Consider the following 18,555-nt stretch of genomic DNA (forward strand, 5'->3'; position numbering starts at 1 on the left):
TTCGAGTTGTCCACTCTCTCCTCGCGTTGCCTCTGCGCTCGGCCGACATCATCGGCGCCGGAACAAGCTCCCTACACTTGCCGGTATCCCGCTCAAGGATCCAGCCTTCTGGCTTCCGGCTCGAGAAGATTTTCTGTTCTCGCCCGCCGCCACCCCAGCCCCCGCGCACCCCGGGTGAATAGGCTGGACGGATGCCTCTCACCGGTCTCGACCTCCGCCGCTTCCCCGCCGCCCTGAACGACGAGGGCGGTCCCGATGCCGCCACCGCCGCGTGGGCCACCGCGATCAACGCGGGCTTCCACGAGAAGGAGTTCACGCCGGAGAAGCTGCGCGACTGGGCCGAGCACATGGTCGCCGACCAGCGCGTGCTCACCGCGGTCGTCGACTCCTCCGCCCCCGAGGGGCTCGACGGCGCGGGCGTGCCGGTCGGCACCTACGCGGCGTTCCCCGGGGCCCTGCAGGTCGGCGGCGGACGCGAGCTGCCGGCGCACCTGGTGTCGCAGGTGACCGTGCGGCCCACGCACCGGCGCCGCGGCATCCTGCGCGCGATGATCACCGAGGACCTGCGCCTGGCGAAGGAGGCCGGCACCCCGGTCGCCGCGCTCACGGCGAGCGAGGCCTCCATCTACCGCCGGTTCGGCTTCGGCCGCTCGGCCTTCACCCGCTCCATCCGCGTCGACACCGGGCCGCGCTTCGGCCTGCAGACCGAGCCCGCCGGCCGCGTCGAGGTGGTCGCGACGAGCTGGCTGCAGCCACGCATCCCCGCGGTGTTCGCCGCGTTCCAGGCGTCGACCCCCGGCTCGCTGACCCGCCAGTCGCGCTACGAGGCGAACTCCGTCGGCACCGCGTCCGGCGAGACCACGCCCGGCCTCGACGTCCGCTCGGCCGTCCACCTCGACGAGGAGGGGACGCTCGACGGCTTCGTGACCTACCGCGCGGTCGGGCCCGAGGACGACAAGACCCTCGAGATCGTCGACCTCGTCGCCCCCGGCGCCGACGCCTACCTCGCGCTCTGGGGCTACCTCGGCGCGGTCGACCTCGCCTCCGCAGTGACCTGGGACATGGCGCCGGTGGACGATCCGCTGACCTGGGCGCTCCGCGACGCGCGCGTGGTGCAGGTGAGCCACGTGGGCGACCTGATCTGGCTGCGGATCCTCGACGTCGCCGCCGCGTTCTCGGCCCGGCCGTGGACCGCTGACGGCTCGGTCGTGGTCGAGGTGGCCGACGGGCTCGGGCTCGCCGACGGCCGCTACCGCCTCACCGCCTCGGGCGGCTCCGCCACCGTGGAGCGCACCGGGGACGAGGCCGAGCTCGCGCTGGACGTGGCCGACCTGGGCTCGCTGCTGCTGGGCTCGGTGCGGCCGTCGATCCTGGCGAAGGCCGGGCTGGCGCGCGTCACGGGCGAGGCGGGGCGGATGGACCGCCTGTTCGCGCCGATCGCGACGCCGTACTGCATCTCGTTCTTCTAGGGGGCACCGCCCTCCCGGGGGCACCGCCCTCTCGGCGGCAGCGCGCGGCCGGCGGTGTCCGACTCCCGTGCCGCCGCCGCCCCCGCGCACCGCAGCCGCCGCGGACTGCCAGCCGCCTCCGGGCGTCCGCGCATCCCGCGTCGGTCATGCTGGAGGACCCGTCCCCGACACCGGCAGGAGTTCCGCGTGGGTGCATCCGTGATCGTCGACGTCATCGTCGTGCTGAGCCTCATCGGCGCGCTCGTCGACGGTCTGCGGCGCGGCCTGCTCCGGACCCTCGGCGGTCTCGCCGGGATCGTCGCGGGCGCGATCGGCGCCTCGTTCGCCGTGCCCGCCGTCTCGTCGTGGACGGCCGGCAGCGAGTGGCGCCTGCTCGCCGTGATCGGCACCGCCGTGCTGCTGCTGGGCGTCGGCTACGCGATCGGAGCGACGCTCGGCGCGGTCATCGGCCGCGGAGCCGACCGGGTGAAGCTCGGCCTGCTCGACCGGCTCGCGGGCGGCGTCGCCGGCGTCGCGATCTCCGGCCTGGTCTGGATCGCCGTCACCTCGGCCGTCTCCCTCCTCGGCGTCCCCCTCGTCACGACCTCGGTCGCCGGCTCGACGGTCATCCGCACGATCGACGACCTCACCCCCTCCCCCGTCCGCGCCTTCCTCGCCCAGCTGCAGTCGACCGTGGTCGACGAGGGCACGTCCTGGGTCGTCGAGGCGCTCGACGCTCCCACCCAGGCGCCCGCGATCCCGGACGTCTCGACCGACGACCCGGAGGTCGCCGCCGCCACCCGCTCGGTCGTGCGCGTCTCCGGCACGGCCTGGGCCTGCGACGTCGGAGTGACGGGCAGCGGCTTCGTCGTCTCGGACGACCGCGTGATCACCAACGCGCACGTGGTCGGCGGAGTCTCGCAGCCGGTCGTCGAGGCGCCGGGCGAGGCCCCGCGCACCGGCCGCGTCGTCTACCTGGACCCGGCCGCCGACCTCGCCGTGATCGCCGTCGACGGGCTCGACGCCTCTCCGCTCCCGCTCGACGACGCCGTCGCCGCCGGGGACGACGCCGTGGTCGCGGGCTACCCCTTCGGCGGCCCGCTGACCCTCGGCTCGGCCGAGATCTCCTCCGACGCCACGGTCTCGCTGATGGTCGACGGAGCACCGACCTCACGGGAGGTGCTGACCCTCGCCGCCGTCGTCAACCAGGGCAACTCGGGCGGCCCGCTGCTCTCTCTCGAGGGCACCGTGTCGGGCGTCGTCTTCGGCAAGGCCGCCTCCGTCGACAACGTCGGCTACGCCATCCCGCTCTCGGTCCTCACTCCCGTGGTCGAGCAGGCCGCCTCGCTGACGGATGCCGTCGATCCGGGGGCCTGCCGCTCGAAGTGAGCGGTCACGGCAGCGGTCCGTCGACCAGCACGAGGGTGAGGTCGTCGAGCCGCACCGTCTCGGGCCGCGCCGACTCGAGGTAGGCGGACACGCGCGGATCGACGGGGAAGCGCGCCGACCGCTCGATCGCGATGGCGACGATCCCGGCTGACGACGGATCGGTCGTCACCCGGTCGCCGAGGTAGGGCACGTAGACGCCCGAGGACATGCCCTGTGCGAGGACCAGGCCGCCGTCGAGGCCGCGCTCGCGCAGCACGTCGGCCACCCGCGCGATCCCGGTCGGCCGCTCCTGGGCGATCCCCGCCGAGGTGGCGATCGCGATCACGAGGGAGGCGGCCACCAGCACCGCGCCGACGCCGCGGGCGAGGGGTGCGGGCAGCACGATCCCGCCGCGCAGCGCCTCCGCGATGCCGATGCCCGCCAGCGCGCAGAGGAGCCACGCCCACGCCGCGTAGTAGTGCGGCAGCGCGACCGAGCTGATCGCCAGGTGGAACACGAGGAGGAGCAGCGTCGCGGCGCCCAGGTAGAGCACCAGCGCGCGGCGCCGCGGAGCGAGCAGGGCCAGCAGGGTCCCGAGGAGCAGCACGGCGAGCGCCGCCGGCCCGATGCCGACGACCATGAACCAGAGGTTCGCCCACCACGGAGGGAAGACGTACGCGGTCCCGGCGACCTCGATCAGGTGGCCGTCGGCGTTGTGCTCGGACTGGAACTCGAGCAGGTACCGGATCGCCTCGACCGGGTGCACCGGCAGGTAGGCGAGCACCCCGGTGACGACGAACGCGACGGAGAGGGCGAGGCCGCCCCGCAGAGCCCGGGCCCTGCTCCCCGACCAGAGCAGCGGCAGCAGGAGCACGGGCGCGAGGACCGCGGTGGTCAGCTTCGAGGTGACCGACAGCGCCAGCAGCGCACCGGCCAGCGCGATCAGCCAGCCGCTCCGCCTGCCCGGGGAGGCGTGCGACCAGGTCCACGCCGCCGCCATCGCCGCGACGGCGAAGAGCACCATGAACGGCTCCAGGAGCGCGAGGCGGTCGATCCGGGTGCCGGCGCCCACGGCGGTGCGCGGGAGGAGGAGGAACAGGCCGGCCGGGACGAGCGCGAGCGTCGGGCCGAGCTCGCGCCGGAACCAGAGCCAGAGCACCACCCCGGTGAGGAACGCGGCCGCGCCGGCGGCGATCCTGCCCGCGAGCAGCCCCTCGCCGAGCAGCACCTGCGCGAGCCCGATCAGGTACTTCGCCGTCGGCGGATGCTCGAGGTTCGCGCTCACGTCGCCGTGCAGGTAGTCCCAGCCCGCGGCGAGGTACACGGGCTCGTCCGACGAGATGTTCGCCGCTCCGAGGTTCCCGAAGCACTGGTAGAGCCCCCACAGCACGGTCCCGATCAGAGCCGCCCGCTTCACCCGCCCGATCCTAGGCGCCGGTGCCCGCACCGCTCCACCGGAGGGCCCGGACCCCGGCGACCGCGGCGGGTAGGATCGACGCGCATCCCGTCCCCCTCCCCTGGAGCCTCCAGCACATGGCAGACAGCCGCACCGCCGTTCCCGACACCACTGCGAACGCGGAGGCGACGCCCGAGCGGGAGCAGCCCTACGCGGCCCTCGGACTCAAGCCCGACGAGTACGCGAGCATCCGCGAGATCCTCGGCCGCCGCCCCACGAGCGGCGAGCTCGCGATGTACTCGGTGATGTGGAGCGAGCACTGCTCCTACAAGTCGTCGAAGATGTACCTCCGCCAGTTCGGGCAGAAGGTCTCCCCCGCCATGAAGAAGAACCTCATGGTCGGCATGGGCGAGAACGCCGGAGTGGTCGACGTCGGCGAGGGCTGGGCCGTCACCTTCAAGATCGAGAGCCACAACCACCCGAGCTACATCGAGCCCTTCCAGGGTGCGGCGACGGGGGTCGGCGGCATCGTCCGCGACATCATCTCGATGGGCGCCCGGCCGGTCGCGGTCATGGACGCGCTGCGCTTCGGGGCGATCGACGACCCCGACACCGCGCGCGTGGTGCACGGCGTCGTGGCCGGCATCTCCTTCTACGGCAACTGCCTCGGCCTGCCGAACATCGGCGGCGAGACCTACTTCGACTCGGTCTACCAGGGCAACCCGCTCGTCAACGCGCTGGCCGTCGGCGTCCTCCGCCACGAGGACCTGCACCTCGCGAACGCCCGCGGTGTCGGCAACAAGGTCGTGCTCTTCGGGGCGCGCACCGGAGGCGACGGCATCGGCGGCGCGTCGATCCTCGCCTCCGACACCTTCGCCGACGGCGGACCGACCAAGCGCCCCGCGGTGCAGGTCGGCGACCCGTTCGCCGAGAAGGTGCTCATCGAGTGCTGCCTCGAGCTGTTCCGCAAGGACCTCGTCGAGGGCATCCAGGACCTGGGCGCCGCGGGCATCTCGTGCGCCACCTCGGAACTGGCCTCCAACGGCGACGGCGGCATGTTCATCGAGCTCGACTCGGTGCTGCTGCGCGACCCGTCGCTCACGGCGGAGGAGATCCTCATGTCGGAGTCGCAGGAGCGGATGATGGCCGTCGTCACGCCCGAGAAGCTCGACGCGTTCCTCGAGGTCGTCGGCAAGTGGGACGTCGAGACCAGCGTGCTCGGCGAGGTCACCGACTCCGGCCGCCTCATCATCAACTGGCACGGCGAGGAGATCGTCAACGTCGACCCGCGCACCGTCGCGGTCGACGGCCCGGTCTACGAGCGCCCGATCGAGTACCCCTCCTGGCTCGACGCACTGCAGGCCGACTCCTCCTCCCGACTGCCCCGCTCGACCGGCGGCGACGCGCTGCGCGCCGAGACCCTGGCGCTCCTGGGCTCGGCGAACCTCGCCGACAAGAGCTGGATCACCTCGCAGTACGACCGCTACGTGCTCGGCAACACCGCGCTCAGCTATCCCGACGACGGCGGCATGGTCCGCGTCGACGAGGAGTCGGGCCTCGGCTTCGCGGTCGCGACCGACGCGAACGGGCGCTGGTGCCAGCTCGACCCGGCGCAAGGCGCCCGCCTGGCGCTGGCGGAGGCGTTCCGCAATGTCGCCGTCACCGGAGCGACCCCGGTCGCCGTCTCGGACTGCCTCAACTTCGGCAGCCCCGAGAACCCCGAGGTGATGTGGCAGTTCCGCGAGGCCGTGGGCGCGCTCGCCGACGCCTGCCTCGAGCTCGAGATCCCCGTCACCGGCGGCAACGTCTCGTTCTACAACCAGACCGGCGACGTGCCGATCTTCCCGACCCCCGTCGTCGGCGTCCTCGGCGTGATCGACGACGTCGCGCGCCGCATCCCCTCCGGCTGGCAGGACGAGGGCGACAATCTCTACCTCCTCGGCACCACCCGCGACGAGCTCGACGGCTCCGCATGGGCCGGCACGATCCACGACCACCTCGGCGGGCTGCCCCCGCAGCTCGACCTGGCCGCCGAGCGCGCGCTGGCCGAGCTGATCTCGGCGGGCGCGAAGGAGTCGCTCATCGCCTCCGCTCACGACCTCGCCGACGGCGGGCTCGTGGTGGCGCTGGCCGAGTCGGCGCTGCGCTTCGGCGTCGGGGCGCGTATCTGGCTCGACGAGCTGATGGAGCGCGACGGCGTCGACGCGACGGCCGCGCTGTTCTCGGAGTCGACCGGCCGCGTGCTCGTGTCGGTGCCGCGCGAGGACGACGTGAAGTTCCGCGGGCTCTGCGAGGGCCGGGGCTACCCGGTGCTGCGCATCGGCGTGACCGACGCGGCGACCCCCGCGGTCGAGGTGCAGGGCCTCTTCACGCTGCCGCTGGACGAGCTCCGCTCGGTGAACGGCGCCGTGCTGCCGCGCCACTTCGGCTGAGCCTCCGGGCGATCCGAGTCCGCAGGAGTCGCGGTGGTCGAGCTGGACCACCGCGACTCCTGCGGTACCGGCTCCGCTCCGGAGTTCCGTGATTACGGAATGTTTGCAATAGTGGAGGCATGACCTCCTCCCGCGACCTCGCCGGCGAGGTCGACGAGCTCCGAGCGCGGCTGGACCGCCTCGAGCGCGCCGACACCCCCGCCGCGCCCGCCGCCGACGATCCGCTCTGGGCCCTGACCGCTCTCCGCGAGCGCCTGCCCTCTCCCGGCGGAGTCGTCTTCGCCGGCTCGGTCGCCACTCCGGCCGGCCCCGTCGAGTGGCAGTACGGCCTCAGCACCGACGCGTTCTTCGAGCGCGACTGGGGAGCGAGCCCCGGGCCGACCGCGCTCGCCGCGCTGGGCAGCCCCGTGCGCCTGCGGTTCCTGCAGGCGGTGGCCGGCGGAGTCGAGACCGTCGCCCAGCTCGCCGAGAGCGAGGGCGCAGGCACCACCGGGCAGATCTACCACCACGTCAACCAGCTGGTCGCCGCCGGCTGGCTGGAGGCGCGCGGCCGCGGCCGCTACGGCGTCCCGCCGGAGCGCCTCGTCCCCCTGCTCGTGATCCTGCTCGCCGCCGGAGGACCCCGATGACCCGCCGCCGCCTCGCCCTCGCCGCCGCCTCCGCCGCGGCCGTCGTCCTGCTCGGCGGAGTGCTGCTCCGTCCCTCCGCTCCGACCCTCTCGACCGAGGCGACGGGCAACGTCGAGATCGCCGGGTGGCTCCGGACCGACGTCGGAGACGGGGCGCGGAACCACCTCGTCGCCGCCGTGATCACGCCCGACGGCGTGCGCTACGGCGGACTCGGAGCCGACGAGCGGACCGAGGTCGAGATCGGATCGGTCACGAAGACGATGACCGCGCTCCTCCTCGCCCGGAGCGCCGCCGAGGGGACGGTCGGGCTCGAGGACCCCGCCGCGGAGCACGCCGACGTCGGCGGCTTCACCGGGACGCTCGAGGAGCTGGCGACCCATCGCTCCGGCCTGCCGCGACTCCCCACCGGTGTCGGCGACCTCGCCTCGACGCTCGTCGCCCAGCTGCGCGGCACGGACCCCTACGCGGGCTGGTCGGCCGACGACGTCCTCCGGCAGGCCGCCGAGGCGGACCAGGGCGAGCACGTGCACGCCTACTCGAACCTCGGTGCGGCGGTGCTGGGCCAGACGCTCGCCCGCGCCGAGGGCCGCGACTACGCCGACCTCCTCCGCGAGCGCGTCCTCGATCCGCTCGGGATGACCGCGACCTCCGTCCCGGAGACCGCGGACGCCCTCCCCGGCGACGCGCCGACCGGCTTCTCGGCGAGCGGGCGGTCCGTCGACGCGTGGACGATGGCGGGCTACGCACCGGCGGGCGGCGTCCGCTCCACCGCGGAGGACATGGCCCGCTACGCGCAGGCCCTCCTCACCGACGACCCCGCGCTGGGCGTGCCCGCGGCGAGCGTCCTGGATCCCCGGTTCGACGCCGACGGGGCGCGGATCGGCCTCGGCTGGTTCACCTCGGAGTCGGAGGACGGCGGATCCGTCACCTGGCACAACGGAGGGACCTCCGGCTACTCGACGATGCTCGCGATGGACCGGGAGCGCGGCCTAGCCGTGTTCGTCAACGGGGACACGGCGAGCTCGGTCGACGAGCTCGGTCTGCGCCTGCTGCAGCGCGCCGGGGAGGAGTCGTGATGATCGCCTCGATCCTCGTCCTGCTCGTCGTCGCGTTCACCGTCGGCCGCTTCGCCCTGGGGAGCATCCCCCGGCGCCGGGCGGCCGGGTTCCTCGACCGCGACCGCGTCCGGACGCTCGCCCGCGGCGTCGAGGCCGTCGCCGTGCTGCTGCTCGGGCGGGCACTCGTCGACTGGTCGGCGCTGACGCTGCTCCCCTGGGCCGTGCTGGTGGCTCTCACCGCGGCCGGGGCGGCCGGCGCCGTGCTGCGCTGGGACGGGCTGCCGTGGTTCGAGGACCCGGCGCGCCGCCGCTCGCGGACGACCGGGCTCGCGGCGACCGTCGCCGTGTCCGCGGTCCTGATCGGCGTCCTGCGCTGAGTGCCGCGCGCGTGCCGTCGGGTCCGCGCCTTCCGCGGTGGTCGCGTGCTGCTGCGAGGCGGGAGGAGTGGCGGCGGGCGTCAGCGGCGTCAGCCGGTCTGCGCGGGGAGGTCGTCGGGCTCGGCGTTGTCGAGGACGCGGCCGTTCTGGTCGCCGACGCTCAGGACGGTCGTCGGGCGGAGGTTGAGGGTGTCGCCGCCGTAGAGGCTGTCGATGTCGACGCCGTCGCGGCGCACCGAGTTCAGCGCGGAGAGGTAGTCGGAGCTGATGCAGAACCGGTCCGCGATCCGCTCGCTGATGTCGCCCGCTGCCACCAGGTAGGAGGCCGGGGCGCCGTCGGAGGCGGTGCTCGCCGTCCCGGTCGCGCCGACGCGGGTGCCGCGGTCGCGCACGCGCTCGAGGTCGACGCCGTCGAGCGTCCCCTCGTCGAGCGCCTGGACGACGCACTCGGCCGAGACGTCCTCGACGGGCGCGGGAGTGGTCGAGACGCTCGGCACCGGCCGCGGCGTGGACTCGGCTCCGGCGGCGGGCGGCGCCGTGGAGGCGGTCGGCTCGGCGGGTGCGGCGGCGGGGCTCGTCGCCTCCGCCGTGCAGCCGGCGAGCAGGACCACGGCGGAGAGGGCGATCACGAGGCGCTGCGTCGTCCGGACCATTCCGCGACTCTAACCCGGCACCCGGGCGGCCGAGCGCCACCGCGCCCAGCGGGCTGCGGGCGATCCGGTCGAGGCCGCTGGACCCGGCCGACGCGCAGGCCCGAGGCGGGGCGCGGGGCGGCCCCTGGACGGCGCGCCCCCGATTGACCTCCCCCGTCGATCGCACCCATGCCGAGCACCTGTTGGACACGCGGCCCGAACCGGAGTCGACTGGGACCATGCAGTACACGCACCTCGGCCGCACCGGCCTGTCCGTCTCCCGCACCGTCCTCGGCACCATGAACTTCGGCATGCAGACCGAGGAGAACGACTCGTTCGCGATCATGGACCGCGCGCACGAGCTCGGCGTCAACTTCTTCGACACCGCCAACGTGTACGGAGGCGAGGCCGGCCGCGGCGCCACCGAGGAGATCGTGGGCCGCTGGTTCGCGCAGGGCGGCGAGCGCCGCGAGCGCACCGTCCTCGCGACCAAGGTCTTCGGCGACATGGGCGAGTTCGCCGCTCCCGGAGCCGAGCGCGGCCGCGACTCCTGGCCCAACGGCGGCCGCCTCTCGGCGCTCACCCTGCGCCGCGCGCTCGACGAGAGCCTCCGCCGCCTGCAGACGGACCACATCGACCTCTACCAGTTCCACCACGTCGACCGGACGACGCCCTGGGACGAGATCTGGCAGGCGATGGAGGTCGCCGTCCAGCAGGGCAAGGTCCTCTACGTCGGCTCCAGCAACTTCGCCGGCTGGCACCTCGCCCAGGCGCAGGAGGCGGCGCGCGCCCGCCACTTCACCGGCCTCGCCTCCGAGCAGTCGATCTACAACCTGCTCGTCCGCGACGTCGAGCGCGAGGTCCTGCCCGCCGCGCTGCACTACGGGCTCGGCGTCATCCCCTGGTCGCCGCTGCAGGGCGGACTGCTGGGCGGCGTGCTCGAGAAGACCGCGGAGGGCGGGCGCCGCTCCTCCGAGCGCACCCTCGCCGCGATCGAGGAGCACCGCCCCGCCCTGGAGCAGTGGGAGGCGTTCGCCCGCGAGCGCGGCGAGGCGCCCGGCGAGCTGGCGCTGGCGTGGCTCCTCCACCAGCCCGCCGTCACCGGTCCGATCACCGGGCCGCGGACGCTCGAGCAGCTCGAGAGCGCCGTCGCCGCCGTCGACATCACCCTCGACGCCGAGGCCCTCGCGCGCCTCGACGAGATCTTCCCCGGCCACCGGGCAGCCCCCGAGGACTACGCCTGGTGACCACCCACCCCACTGCGAAGGAGCATTCATGAAGCAGCGCACTCTCGGCGACCTCCAGGTCGGCGCGATCGGACTCGGCGGCATGCCGATGTCGATCGAGGGCCGCCCGGACCGCGAGCGCTCGATCGCCACGATCCACGCCGCCCTCGACGCCGGCGTGACCCTGATCGACACGGCCGACGCCTACCACCTCGCCACCCAGGACGACCTCGGCCACAACGAGCTGCTGATCGCGGAGGCGCTGCGCAGCTACGGCGGCGACACCTCCGCCGTGCTCGTCGCCACCAAGGGCGGCCACCTGCGGCGCGAGCCCGGCCCCTGGGACCAGGACGGCCGCCCCGAGTACCTCAAGGAGGCGGCCCGCGCGTCCGCGAAGCGCCTCGGCGTCGACGCGATCGGCCTCTACCAGTACCACCGGCCCGACCCGGCGGTCCCCTACGCCGACTCGATCGGAGCGCTGGCCGAGCTGCTCGACGAGGGCGTCGTCCTCCGAGCGGGCATCTCTAACGCCGACCCTGACCAGATCCGCGAGGCGCACGGCATCCTCGGCGAGCGCCTGGTCTCGGTGCAGAACCAGTTCTCGCCGTCGTTCCGCTCCAGCGAGCCGGAGCTCGAGCTCTGCGCCGAGCTGGGACTTGCGTTCCTGCCGTGGAGCCCGCTCGGCGGCATCTCCTCGGCGGGCGAGCTCGGCTCGCGCTACTCCGCGTTCGCGGCGGTCGCCGAGGCCCGCGGCGTGACGCCGCAGGTCGTCTGCCTCGCCTGGGAGCTGGCGAAGGCCCCGGTCGTGCTGCCGATCCCGGGCGCCTCCCGCCCCGAGAGCATCCGCGACTCCGCGACGGCGGCCGACCTGGAGCTCACGCCCGAGGAGCTGGCCTCGCTCGACTGAGCCCGTTCATGACGGAGGAGGGATCCGGTCGAGGCACCGGTCCGGCGCGGATCGCGGGATCTCGGCGCTGGTCCCTCCTCCATTGCGAGCGCGATCCGACTCAGACCGCGTCCTGCAGCGGCTGCGGGAGGGCCGAGACGAACGCGCGGGCCGCGGCGCTCGGCCGTTCCGGCACCGCCACCATCGTCCGCCACACCAGGAGCGGATCGGCGAGCGCCACCGCCCGCAGCCCGGCCGGGCGCTTCTCGGCGAAGTGCGCCGGCACGACCGCGATCCCCATGCCGTACTCGACCAGGTCGAGCAGCGTGTGCACGTCGTTCACCTCGAGCTCGACCTCGAACGCGAGACCGTGCGCCGCGAACGCCCGCGCCGCGAGGTGACTCGCCGCCCAGTGCTCCTGCAGCCCCACGATCGTCTCGCCCGCCAGGTCCGGGATGCGGCAGCCGACGCGGCTCGCGAGCGGGTGACCCGGGCGCACGAGCACCGCGAAGCCCTCGCTCGCCAGCGGCATCGTCCGCACGCCGCCCGGCACGGCTCCGATGTCGGCGACCAGCGCCAGGTCGAGGCGGCCGGCGGCGACGGAGTCGAGCAGCGTGCCGGACCCCTCGTGGATCAGCCGGAGCGCGACTCCCGGGTGCTGCTCGCGGAAGGTCGCGAGCTCGCGCGGCAGGTGCACGCCGCCGAGGCACTCCTCCGTGCCGACCGCGAGGCTCCCGCGGAGCACCCCCTGCACGGCGAGAACCGCGTCGCGGGCGGCGAGCGCGCTGGCGACCGAGCGCTCCGACTCCGCGAGCATCGCCCGGCCGGCCGGCGTCAGCTCGACCCGGCGCGTGCTGCGGGTGAAGAGGGGGCTGCCCAGCTCGCTCTCGAGCGCACGGATCGACGCCGAGAGGCCCGACTGCGAGATCTGCAGGGCGCTCGCGGCGCGGGTGAAGTGCTGCTCCTTCGCGACGGCGAGGAAGTGTTCGAGCTGACGCAGTTCCATGGGTCCATCCTCGTCGCGCGGGCGGAGGAGCGGGGACCGGACCCGGCACTCGCCAGCGGCCGCTCGGCCGCCGGGTGCGGACTCGGCCGGCGGGTACGGCGGCCGCCGTCGCGAGAGCCGGCCCGGCTCAGGCGTCGGCGGACGAGATCGCGAGGACGATCGCCGTCAGCGTCGCCCGCAGGCGCTCGAGCGACTCGGGCTCCGACTCGTCCTCGAGGATCGACTGCTTGACCGCGTCGTCGTAGCCCGCCACCAGCAGGCGCACGGCGGTCGTGGGCTCGAGGGAGAACTCGCGGCGCACCTGGCGCAGCGCCCCGTGCACGATCTGCACGAGCGAGGCGTCGAAGCCGGCGCGGAAGTCGCGGTACTGCGGAGCGATCCGCGGGTCGCGGAGCGCGAGCAGCTCGAACTCCGACTCGACCACGCACCAGCGGCGGTTGTCGGTGGCAGGACCCTGGAGGAAGTCGAGGATGACCACGGCCAGCGTCTCGGCCGTCAGCGGCTCGTCGGCCGAGACGACGCGCGGGATCGTACGGTCCATCTGCTCGACGAGGGCGGTCACCCGGGCGCCGTTCTCCCGCTCCATGAGCGCGAAGAACAGCTCCTCCTTGGTGGAGAAGTTGGAGTAGAAGGCGCCGCGCGAGAACCCGGCGCGCTCGCAGATCTGCTCGACGGACGCGCTGTGCACGCCGGTCTCGGCGAAGACGTCGTAGGCCGCGTCGAGCAGGCGCTCGCGGGTGCGGCCTCGGCGGGAGGTCTCGGGAGGGGTGGAGTCGATCGCCGTCATCACCAGCCTCCTGCCCGCCCTGTCAACACCTTCGACGCCGTTCACCTTATCCGATACATTCACGTATCGAATACGGTCCTGTATCGGATACGCTCGTGTATCGGAGCCCGGCTCCGCCCTGGTACAGAGACGTATCGCCACCCTCCCCACCCATCGTCAGGAGACCGCGTGTCGTCGCTGCTCTACCGTCTCGGTCGTCGCGTGTACCGCGCCCACCGCCTCGTCGCCGTCCTGTGGCTGCTGATCGTGGTGGCGGGCGGAGGAGGAGCGCTGTTGCTCAACCAGGGCACCGACAACACGTTCTCCATCCCGGGCACGCAGTCGCAGACCGCCCTCGACCAGCTCGAGCGCACCTTCCCCCAGGTCAGCGGCACGTCCGCGCGGTACGTGGTCGTCGCGCCCGACGGAGGCAGCGTCCAGGACGCCGACGTGAAGGGCCCCGTCAGCGACGCGGTCGCCGCGCTCGGCGACGTCGACGAGGTCGCGGCCGTCACGGACCCCTACTCCGACAGCGTGTCCGGCACGATCTCCGACGCTGGGAACGCTCTCGTCATCACCGCGCAGATGGACGGCTCCGCCACCACCACGAGCCCCGAGAGCCGCGACGCGCTGAAGGCCGAGGCGACGACCCTCCAGGACGCGCTGCCCGCCGGCTCCGTGGTCTCGCTCGGCGGCGATCTCTTCGCCCAGAACCTCCCCGGCGTGACCATCACGGAGGCGATCGGCCTCGTGGTCGCCCTCGTCGTCCTCGTGCTCACCTTCGGCTCGTTCCTGGCCGCCGGCATGCCGCTGGTCACCGCACTGCTCGGCGTCGCCCTCTCGATGTCGGCCATCTTCATCGCCACCCGCTTCGCCTCGATCTCCTCGACCACGCCGCTCCTGGCGCTGATGCTGGGCCTGGCGGTCGGGATCGACTACGCCCTCTTCATCATCAGCCGCCACCAGGACCAGCTGAAGCAGGGCATGGACCCGGAGGAGTCGACCGCGCGGGCGACCGCGACCGCGGGCTCCGCCGTCGTCTTCGCGGGCCTGACCGTGATCATCGCGCTCGTCGGCCTCTCGGTCGCGGGCATCCCGTTCCTCACCACGATGGGCGTCGCAGCGGCGGGCGGAGTCGCGATCGCCGTGGTCATCGCGCTCACCCTGACCCCCGCCCTCCTCGGCTTCGCCGGCGCGCGGCTGCGCCCGAAGGAGCGCCGCGCGAAGAAGAAGGCCGCGAAGGCCGCCGCCGCGGGCACCCACGTCGACACCGAGGCGCACGAGGAGGCGGCGACCGCCTCCCCCGGCGGCCACGTGCACGCCGAGGTCCCGCGCGGGTTCTTCCGCGGCTGGGTCCGGGTCGTCACGCGCTTCCCGATCGTGACGATCATCGCGGTGATCGGCGTGCTCGGCGTCGCGAGCATCCCGGCGCTCAGCCTCCGCCTCGCCCTGCCGGACGCCGGCTACCAGGCCGAGGGCACTCCCGCGCGCACCACCTACGACCTGCTCGCCGAGAACTTCGGCGCCGGCTACAACGGCCCGCTCATCGTCACCGGCACGATCATCGGCTCGACCGATCCGCTCGGCCTGATGGACGACCTCAAGGGCGAGATCGAGAAGCTCGACGGAGTCGCCTCGGTGCCGCTCGCGACGCCCAACGAGACCGCCGACACCGGCATCATCCAGGTCATTCCCGAGGGCGGCCCCGACTCCGAGGCCACCAAGGCGCTGGTCGCCGAGATCCGCGACAAGCACGACTACTTCCAGCAGGAGTACGGCGTCGACCTCGCAGTGACCGGCCAGACCGCGGTCGGGATCGACATCTCGGACACTCTCGCCAAGGCCCTGCTGCCGTTCGGCCTGCTCGTCGTGGGCCTGTCGCTGGTGCTGCTGACGATGGTGTTCCGCTCGCTCTGGGTGCCGATCAAGGCGACGCTGGGCTACCTGCTGTCGGTCGGTGCGTCCTTCGGCGCCGTGGCGGCGGTGTTCGAGTGGGGATGGTTCTCGGACGCTCTGCACGTCGACAAGACGGGCCCGATCATCAGCTTCATGCCGATCATCCTGATGGGCGTGCTCTTCGGCCTCGCGATGGACTACGAGGTGTTCCTGGTCTCGCGGATGCGCGAGGACTACGTGCACGGGAGGCCGGCGCGCGCCGCTGTCGAGTCGGGCTTCGTCGGCTCGGCCAAGGTGGTCACGGCCGCCGCGGTCATCATGTTCTCGGTCTTCGCCGCCTTCGTGCCGGAGGGGGACACCAACATCAAGCCGATCGCGCTCGGGCTCGCCGTGGGCGTTTTCGTCGACGCGTTCATCGTGCGGATGACGCTGGTGCCCGCCGTGCTGCACCTGCTCGGCGACCGCGCCTGGCACATGCCGCGCTGGCTCGACCGCATCCTCCCGTCCTTCGACGTCGAGGGCGAGGGCCTCACGAAGGAGCTCGCGCTGGCCGACTGGCCGGAGCCCGGATCCACGGACGTGATCGCGGCCGAGGACCTCCGCCTCGACGGACCCGACGGTCCCGTCTACAGCGGCGTCTCGCTGCGGGTCGCTCCCGGCTCCTCCCTCGTGGTCCACGGGCCGGACCGCTCCGGCCGCACCGCGCTGCTGCTGAGCATCGCCGGTCGGCTCGCCCCCGACTCCGGGCGCCTGAAGGTCGCGGGCCTGGTCGTGCCGATCCGCTCCGCCGCCGTGCGCGGCCGGGTCGGGCTGGTGCGCCTCGCCGGAGCCGCCGACCCCGTCGCCGACGTCCGGTCGGCCCTGGAGTCGGCTCCGCCGATCCTGGTGCTCGACGACCTCGACACGGTCACCGACCCGCAGCTGCGCGGCGCGATCCGGGCCGAGCTCGACGCCGCCCGCGCCGCCGACGACGCGTTCACCGTGGTCGCCTCCTCCGTCGACGCCGAGGCGCTCGACGACCTCCTCCCCTCCGACCGCGGCGTGCTCGCGGTCTCGCCCGCGGCCGAGCGCCGCGCGATCGCAAAGGTCCTCTGACAGATGGCTCTCCTCTCCCTCGAACGCCCCCGCGGCGTCAAGAAGGTGTCCTGGCTGACCCTTCTCGGGATCGTCCTGGTCCCCCTCGTCATCGGCGGCCTCCTGGTGTGGGCGCTCTGGAACCCGACCGAGCGCCTCGACACGATCACGGCCGCCGTGGTCAACGAGGACACCCCGGTCGAGATCAACGGGCAGACCGTGCCGCTCGGGCGCCAGCTCGCGGCCGGCCTGGTGACGGGCGGCACCGACTCCGCGAGCTCGGACGCCCCCTCCTCCACCCCCTCGGCGAGCGCGACGCCGTCCGCGAGCACGACCCCGGTGCCCAACGTCTCCGGCTCGGACTCGACGGGCAACTTCACCTGGGTCCTCACGGACAAGGACGACGCCGCCAAGGGCCTCGCCGACGGCAGCTACGCGACCGTCGTGACGATCCCCTCCTCCTTCTCCGCCGCCGCCACCTCGTACTCCGGCGACGCCGCGGAGGCGACGAAGGCGACCATCGACATCGCCACCAGCGAGAAGGCCAAGCTCGTCGACGACGCCATCTCGGCCACCGTGACCAGCACCGCCACGTCGCTGCTCAACACGCAGCTGACCACGGCCTACCTCGAGAACGTCTACGTCGGCTTCAACACCCTCAACGAGCAGATCGGCCAGGCGGCCGAGGGCGCGGGCACGCTCGCCGACGGCGCCGACCAGCTCGGCACCGGCGCCTCGACCCTCGCCGACGGCACGAGCAGCCTCGCCGACGGGATCGACGAGCTCGCCACCGGCGCCTCCTCGCTCTCGGACGGCGTCGGGCAGATCGGCACCGGAGCCTCGTCCCTCGCCGACGGCGTGGGGCAGCTGGGCACCGGGGCCTCCGATCTGTCCGGCGGAGTCGCGCAGCTGGCCACCGGTGCGCGCGGCCTCTCCGGCGGAGTGGGACAGCTCGCGACGGGCGCCCGCGACTCGGCGACCGGGGCGACCGCGCTGCAGGGCGGCGCCTCCGACCTGGCCGACGGGCTCGACCAGCTGAGGGAGGGAGTGGTGAGGACCGGCGACGGGACCCAGCAGGTCGCCGCCCTCAGCGCCGGCGCCGCCGCCGCCACTGCGGGGACCTTCGAGGCGCTCAGCGCCGCGCTCGAGGGCTGCGAGACGACGCAGTGCCTCGCCGCGCGCGCCGTCATCGCCTCGGCGGACGGACCCACCGGCGCGACCACCCTCGCCACGACGACCGCGGGAGCCGTCGCCGGGATCGACGCGGGCATCCGCCTCGGCGGCGACGGGCAGCCCTCGCTGATCGACGCGGTCGGGCAGTCCGCCACCGGCGCGCGCACTCTCTCGGGGGGCATCGGACAGCTGTCCGGCGGCCTGACGCAGCTCGCCGACGGCGCGGACGACGCCGCGGGCGGAGCGTCCCAGCTCGCCGACGGCCTCGACACCACGGCGGCCGGGTCGGCGCAGCTCGCGACCGGCGCCACCACCGCCGCGGCCGGTGCCCGCGACCTCGCGACCGGCGCGACCACGGCCGCGGGCGGCGCCGCCGACCTCGCCGCGGGAGCCTCCTCCGCCGCCGACGGCGCCGACCAGCTCGCCGACGGCGCGAGCGGGGTCTCGGACGGCGCCGTGCAGCTCGCCGACGGCACCCGCACGCTCGCGACCGGCCTCGACGCCGCGGTCGCGCAGCTCCCGACCTACACCGAGTCGGAGTCGACGAACCTCGCCGACGTCGTCTCGGACCCGGTCGAGAACGCGAGCAGCGCGACCGACCTGTTCGGAGCCTCCAGCGTCCCGTTCTTCGCGACCATCGCCCTCTGGCTGGGCGCCCTCGCGACGTTCCTGGTGCTCGCGGCGTTCTCGCACCGTGCACTCTCCTCGACCCGCTCCTCCGCGGCGCTCGCCCTCTCCTCCTACGTGCCTGCGCTCGTGATCGGCGTGGTGCAGGGACTCGCGGTCGCGATCGTGATGAGCGGGGTCGCGGGCCTGGAGCCGGGCCGCTGGGTCGGCTTCGCCCTCCTGGCGATGCTCACCGGCGCCTCGTTCGCCGCGGTGAACCAGGGGCTGGTCGCCCTGCTCGGAGGGATCGGCCGCTTCCTCGCGATGGTCGCGGCGGTGATCGCGCTCGGCGCGGGCATCATCTCGACGGTCCCCGGGCTGTTCGACGACGTGCTCGGGTTCCTGCCGCTCTCGGCGGCGCAGAACGCGCTGTCCGGAGTGGTCGAGGGCACCGACGGCACGGCCGGCGCCGTCGTCGGCCTGGTGATCTGGCTGCTGTTCGGCCTGCTGCTCACCGTCGCCGCGATCGCCCGACGCCGGGTCGTCTCGGTCCGCGCCCTGCACCGCACCGCGGAGGCGTAG

The 18,555-nt window shown here is 73.8% G+C and carries 14 protein-coding genes; 10 read left to right on the forward strand and 4 right to left on the reverse strand.

Going from position 1 to position 18,555, the window contains the following annotated elements; all coding sequences use genetic code 11:
- The first annotated feature begins 191 nt into the window (after nucleotides 1-191).
- Nucleotides 192-1,469, forward strand: a complete 1,278-nt coding sequence (locus C5C71_RS03700) for a GNAT family N-acetyltransferase (RefSeq protein WP_104222746.1) — start codon at nucleotides 192-194, stop codon at nucleotides 1,467-1,469.
- A gap of 186 nt (nucleotides 1,470-1,655) precedes the next feature.
- Entirely contained in the window at nucleotides 1,656-2,837 is a 1,182-nt protein-coding gene (locus tag C5C71_RS03705) for a MarP family serine protease (protein ID WP_244230541.1), read from the forward strand.
- A gap of 4 nt (nucleotides 2,838-2,841) precedes the next feature.
- Here the strand turns inward: C5C71_RS03705 and C5C71_RS03710 are convergent, their stop codons facing one another.
- Nucleotides 2,842-4,233, reverse strand: a complete 1,392-nt coding sequence (locus tag C5C71_RS03710) for a glycosyltransferase family 39 protein (protein ID WP_146084419.1) — start codon at nucleotides 4,231-4,233, stop codon at nucleotides 2,842-2,844.
- 116 nt (nucleotides 4,234-4,349) lie between these two features.
- Between C5C71_RS03710 and purL the strand changes: the two genes are divergently transcribed.
- The 4 genes from purL (at nucleotide 4,350) to C5C71_RS03730 (ending at nucleotide 8,708) form a co-directional block, all read left to right on the forward strand.
- Nucleotides 4,350-6,644 carry a phosphoribosylformylglycinamidine synthase subunit PurL gene (gene purL, locus C5C71_RS03715; protein WP_104234263.1) on the forward strand — a complete coding sequence of 765 codons (2,295 nt, stop codon included), beginning with the start codon at nucleotides 4,350-4,352 and terminating at the stop codon, nucleotides 6,642-6,644.
- Nucleotides 6,645-6,763: 119 nt separating this feature from the next.
- Complete coding sequence (locus C5C71_RS03720; RefSeq protein WP_104319368.1) at nucleotides 6,764-7,273, forward strand: winged helix-turn-helix domain-containing protein; 510 nt, start codon at nucleotides 6,764-6,766, stop codon at nucleotides 7,271-7,273.
- The gene (locus tag C5C71_RS03725; protein ID WP_104337162.1) at nucleotides 7,270-8,349 is read left to right on the forward strand and encodes a serine hydrolase; all 1,080 of its coding nucleotides are present in this window, start codon (nucleotides 7,270-7,272) and stop codon (nucleotides 8,347-8,349) included. Before C5C71_RS03720 ends, C5C71_RS03725 begins: the two co-directional genes overlap by 4 nt.
- Nucleotides 8,349-8,708: a hypothetical protein gene (locus C5C71_RS03730; protein WP_104337163.1), complete on the forward strand. Its 360-nt coding sequence runs from the start codon at nucleotides 8,349-8,351 to the stop codon at nucleotides 8,706-8,708. The genes C5C71_RS03725 and C5C71_RS03730 overlap by 1 nt, the downstream gene beginning before the upstream one ends.
- Nucleotides 8,709-8,797: 89 nt before the next feature.
- Here the strand turns inward: C5C71_RS03730 and C5C71_RS03735 are convergent, their stop codons facing one another.
- Entirely contained in the window at nucleotides 8,798-9,361 is a 564-nt protein-coding gene (locus C5C71_RS03735; protein WP_104337164.1) for a hypothetical protein, read from the reverse strand.
- A 218-nt stretch (nucleotides 9,362-9,579) separates the two neighbouring features.
- Here C5C71_RS03735 and C5C71_RS03740 point away from each other — a divergent pair, with 218 nt between their 5' ends.
- Both C5C71_RS03740 and C5C71_RS03745 read left to right on the forward strand, forming a co-directional pair.
- A complete protein-coding gene (locus tag C5C71_RS03740; RefSeq protein ID WP_104337165.1) occupies nucleotides 9,580-10,587 on the forward strand; it encodes an aldo/keto reductase in 1,008 nt (335 codons plus the stop codon).
- Nucleotides 10,588-10,615: 28 nt separating this feature from the next.
- Nucleotides 10,616-11,473, forward strand: coding sequence for an aldo/keto reductase (locus C5C71_RS03745; RefSeq protein WP_104239446.1), 858 nt, complete (start codon nucleotides 10,616-10,618; stop codon nucleotides 11,471-11,473).
- Between the two features lie 100 nt (nucleotides 11,474-11,573).
- On the opposite strand, the gene C5C71_RS03750 is transcribed toward C5C71_RS03745, so the two are convergent.
- Both C5C71_RS03750 and C5C71_RS03755 read right to left on the reverse strand, forming a co-directional pair.
- Nucleotides 11,574-12,458, reverse strand: a complete 885-nt coding sequence (locus C5C71_RS03750; RefSeq protein ID WP_104222755.1) for a LysR family transcriptional regulator — start codon at nucleotides 12,456-12,458, stop codon at nucleotides 11,574-11,576.
- Between the two features lie 127 nt (nucleotides 12,459-12,585).
- Nucleotides 12,586-13,245: a TetR/AcrR family transcriptional regulator gene (locus C5C71_RS03755; protein ID WP_104225692.1), complete on the reverse strand. Its 660-nt coding sequence runs from the start codon at nucleotides 13,243-13,245 to the stop codon at nucleotides 12,586-12,588.
- 168 nt (nucleotides 13,246-13,413) lie between these two features.
- Between C5C71_RS03755 and C5C71_RS03760 the strand changes: the two genes are divergently transcribed.
- Nucleotides 13,414-16,215: an MMPL family transporter gene (locus C5C71_RS03760; protein WP_104337166.1), complete on the forward strand. Its 2,802-nt coding sequence runs from the start codon at nucleotides 13,414-13,416 to the stop codon at nucleotides 16,213-16,215.
- Between the two features lie 3 nt (nucleotides 16,216-16,218).
- On the forward strand, nucleotides 16,219-18,555 hold the full coding sequence (locus C5C71_RS03765) for a YhgE/Pip domain-containing protein (RefSeq protein ID WP_104261173.1): 2,337 nt from the start codon (nucleotides 16,219-16,221) through the stop codon (nucleotides 18,553-18,555).

This window comes from Rathayibacter sp. AY1C1 (assembly GCF_002932105.1).
Lineage (GTDB): Bacteria > Actinomycetota > Actinomycetes > Actinomycetales > Microbacteriaceae > Rathayibacter.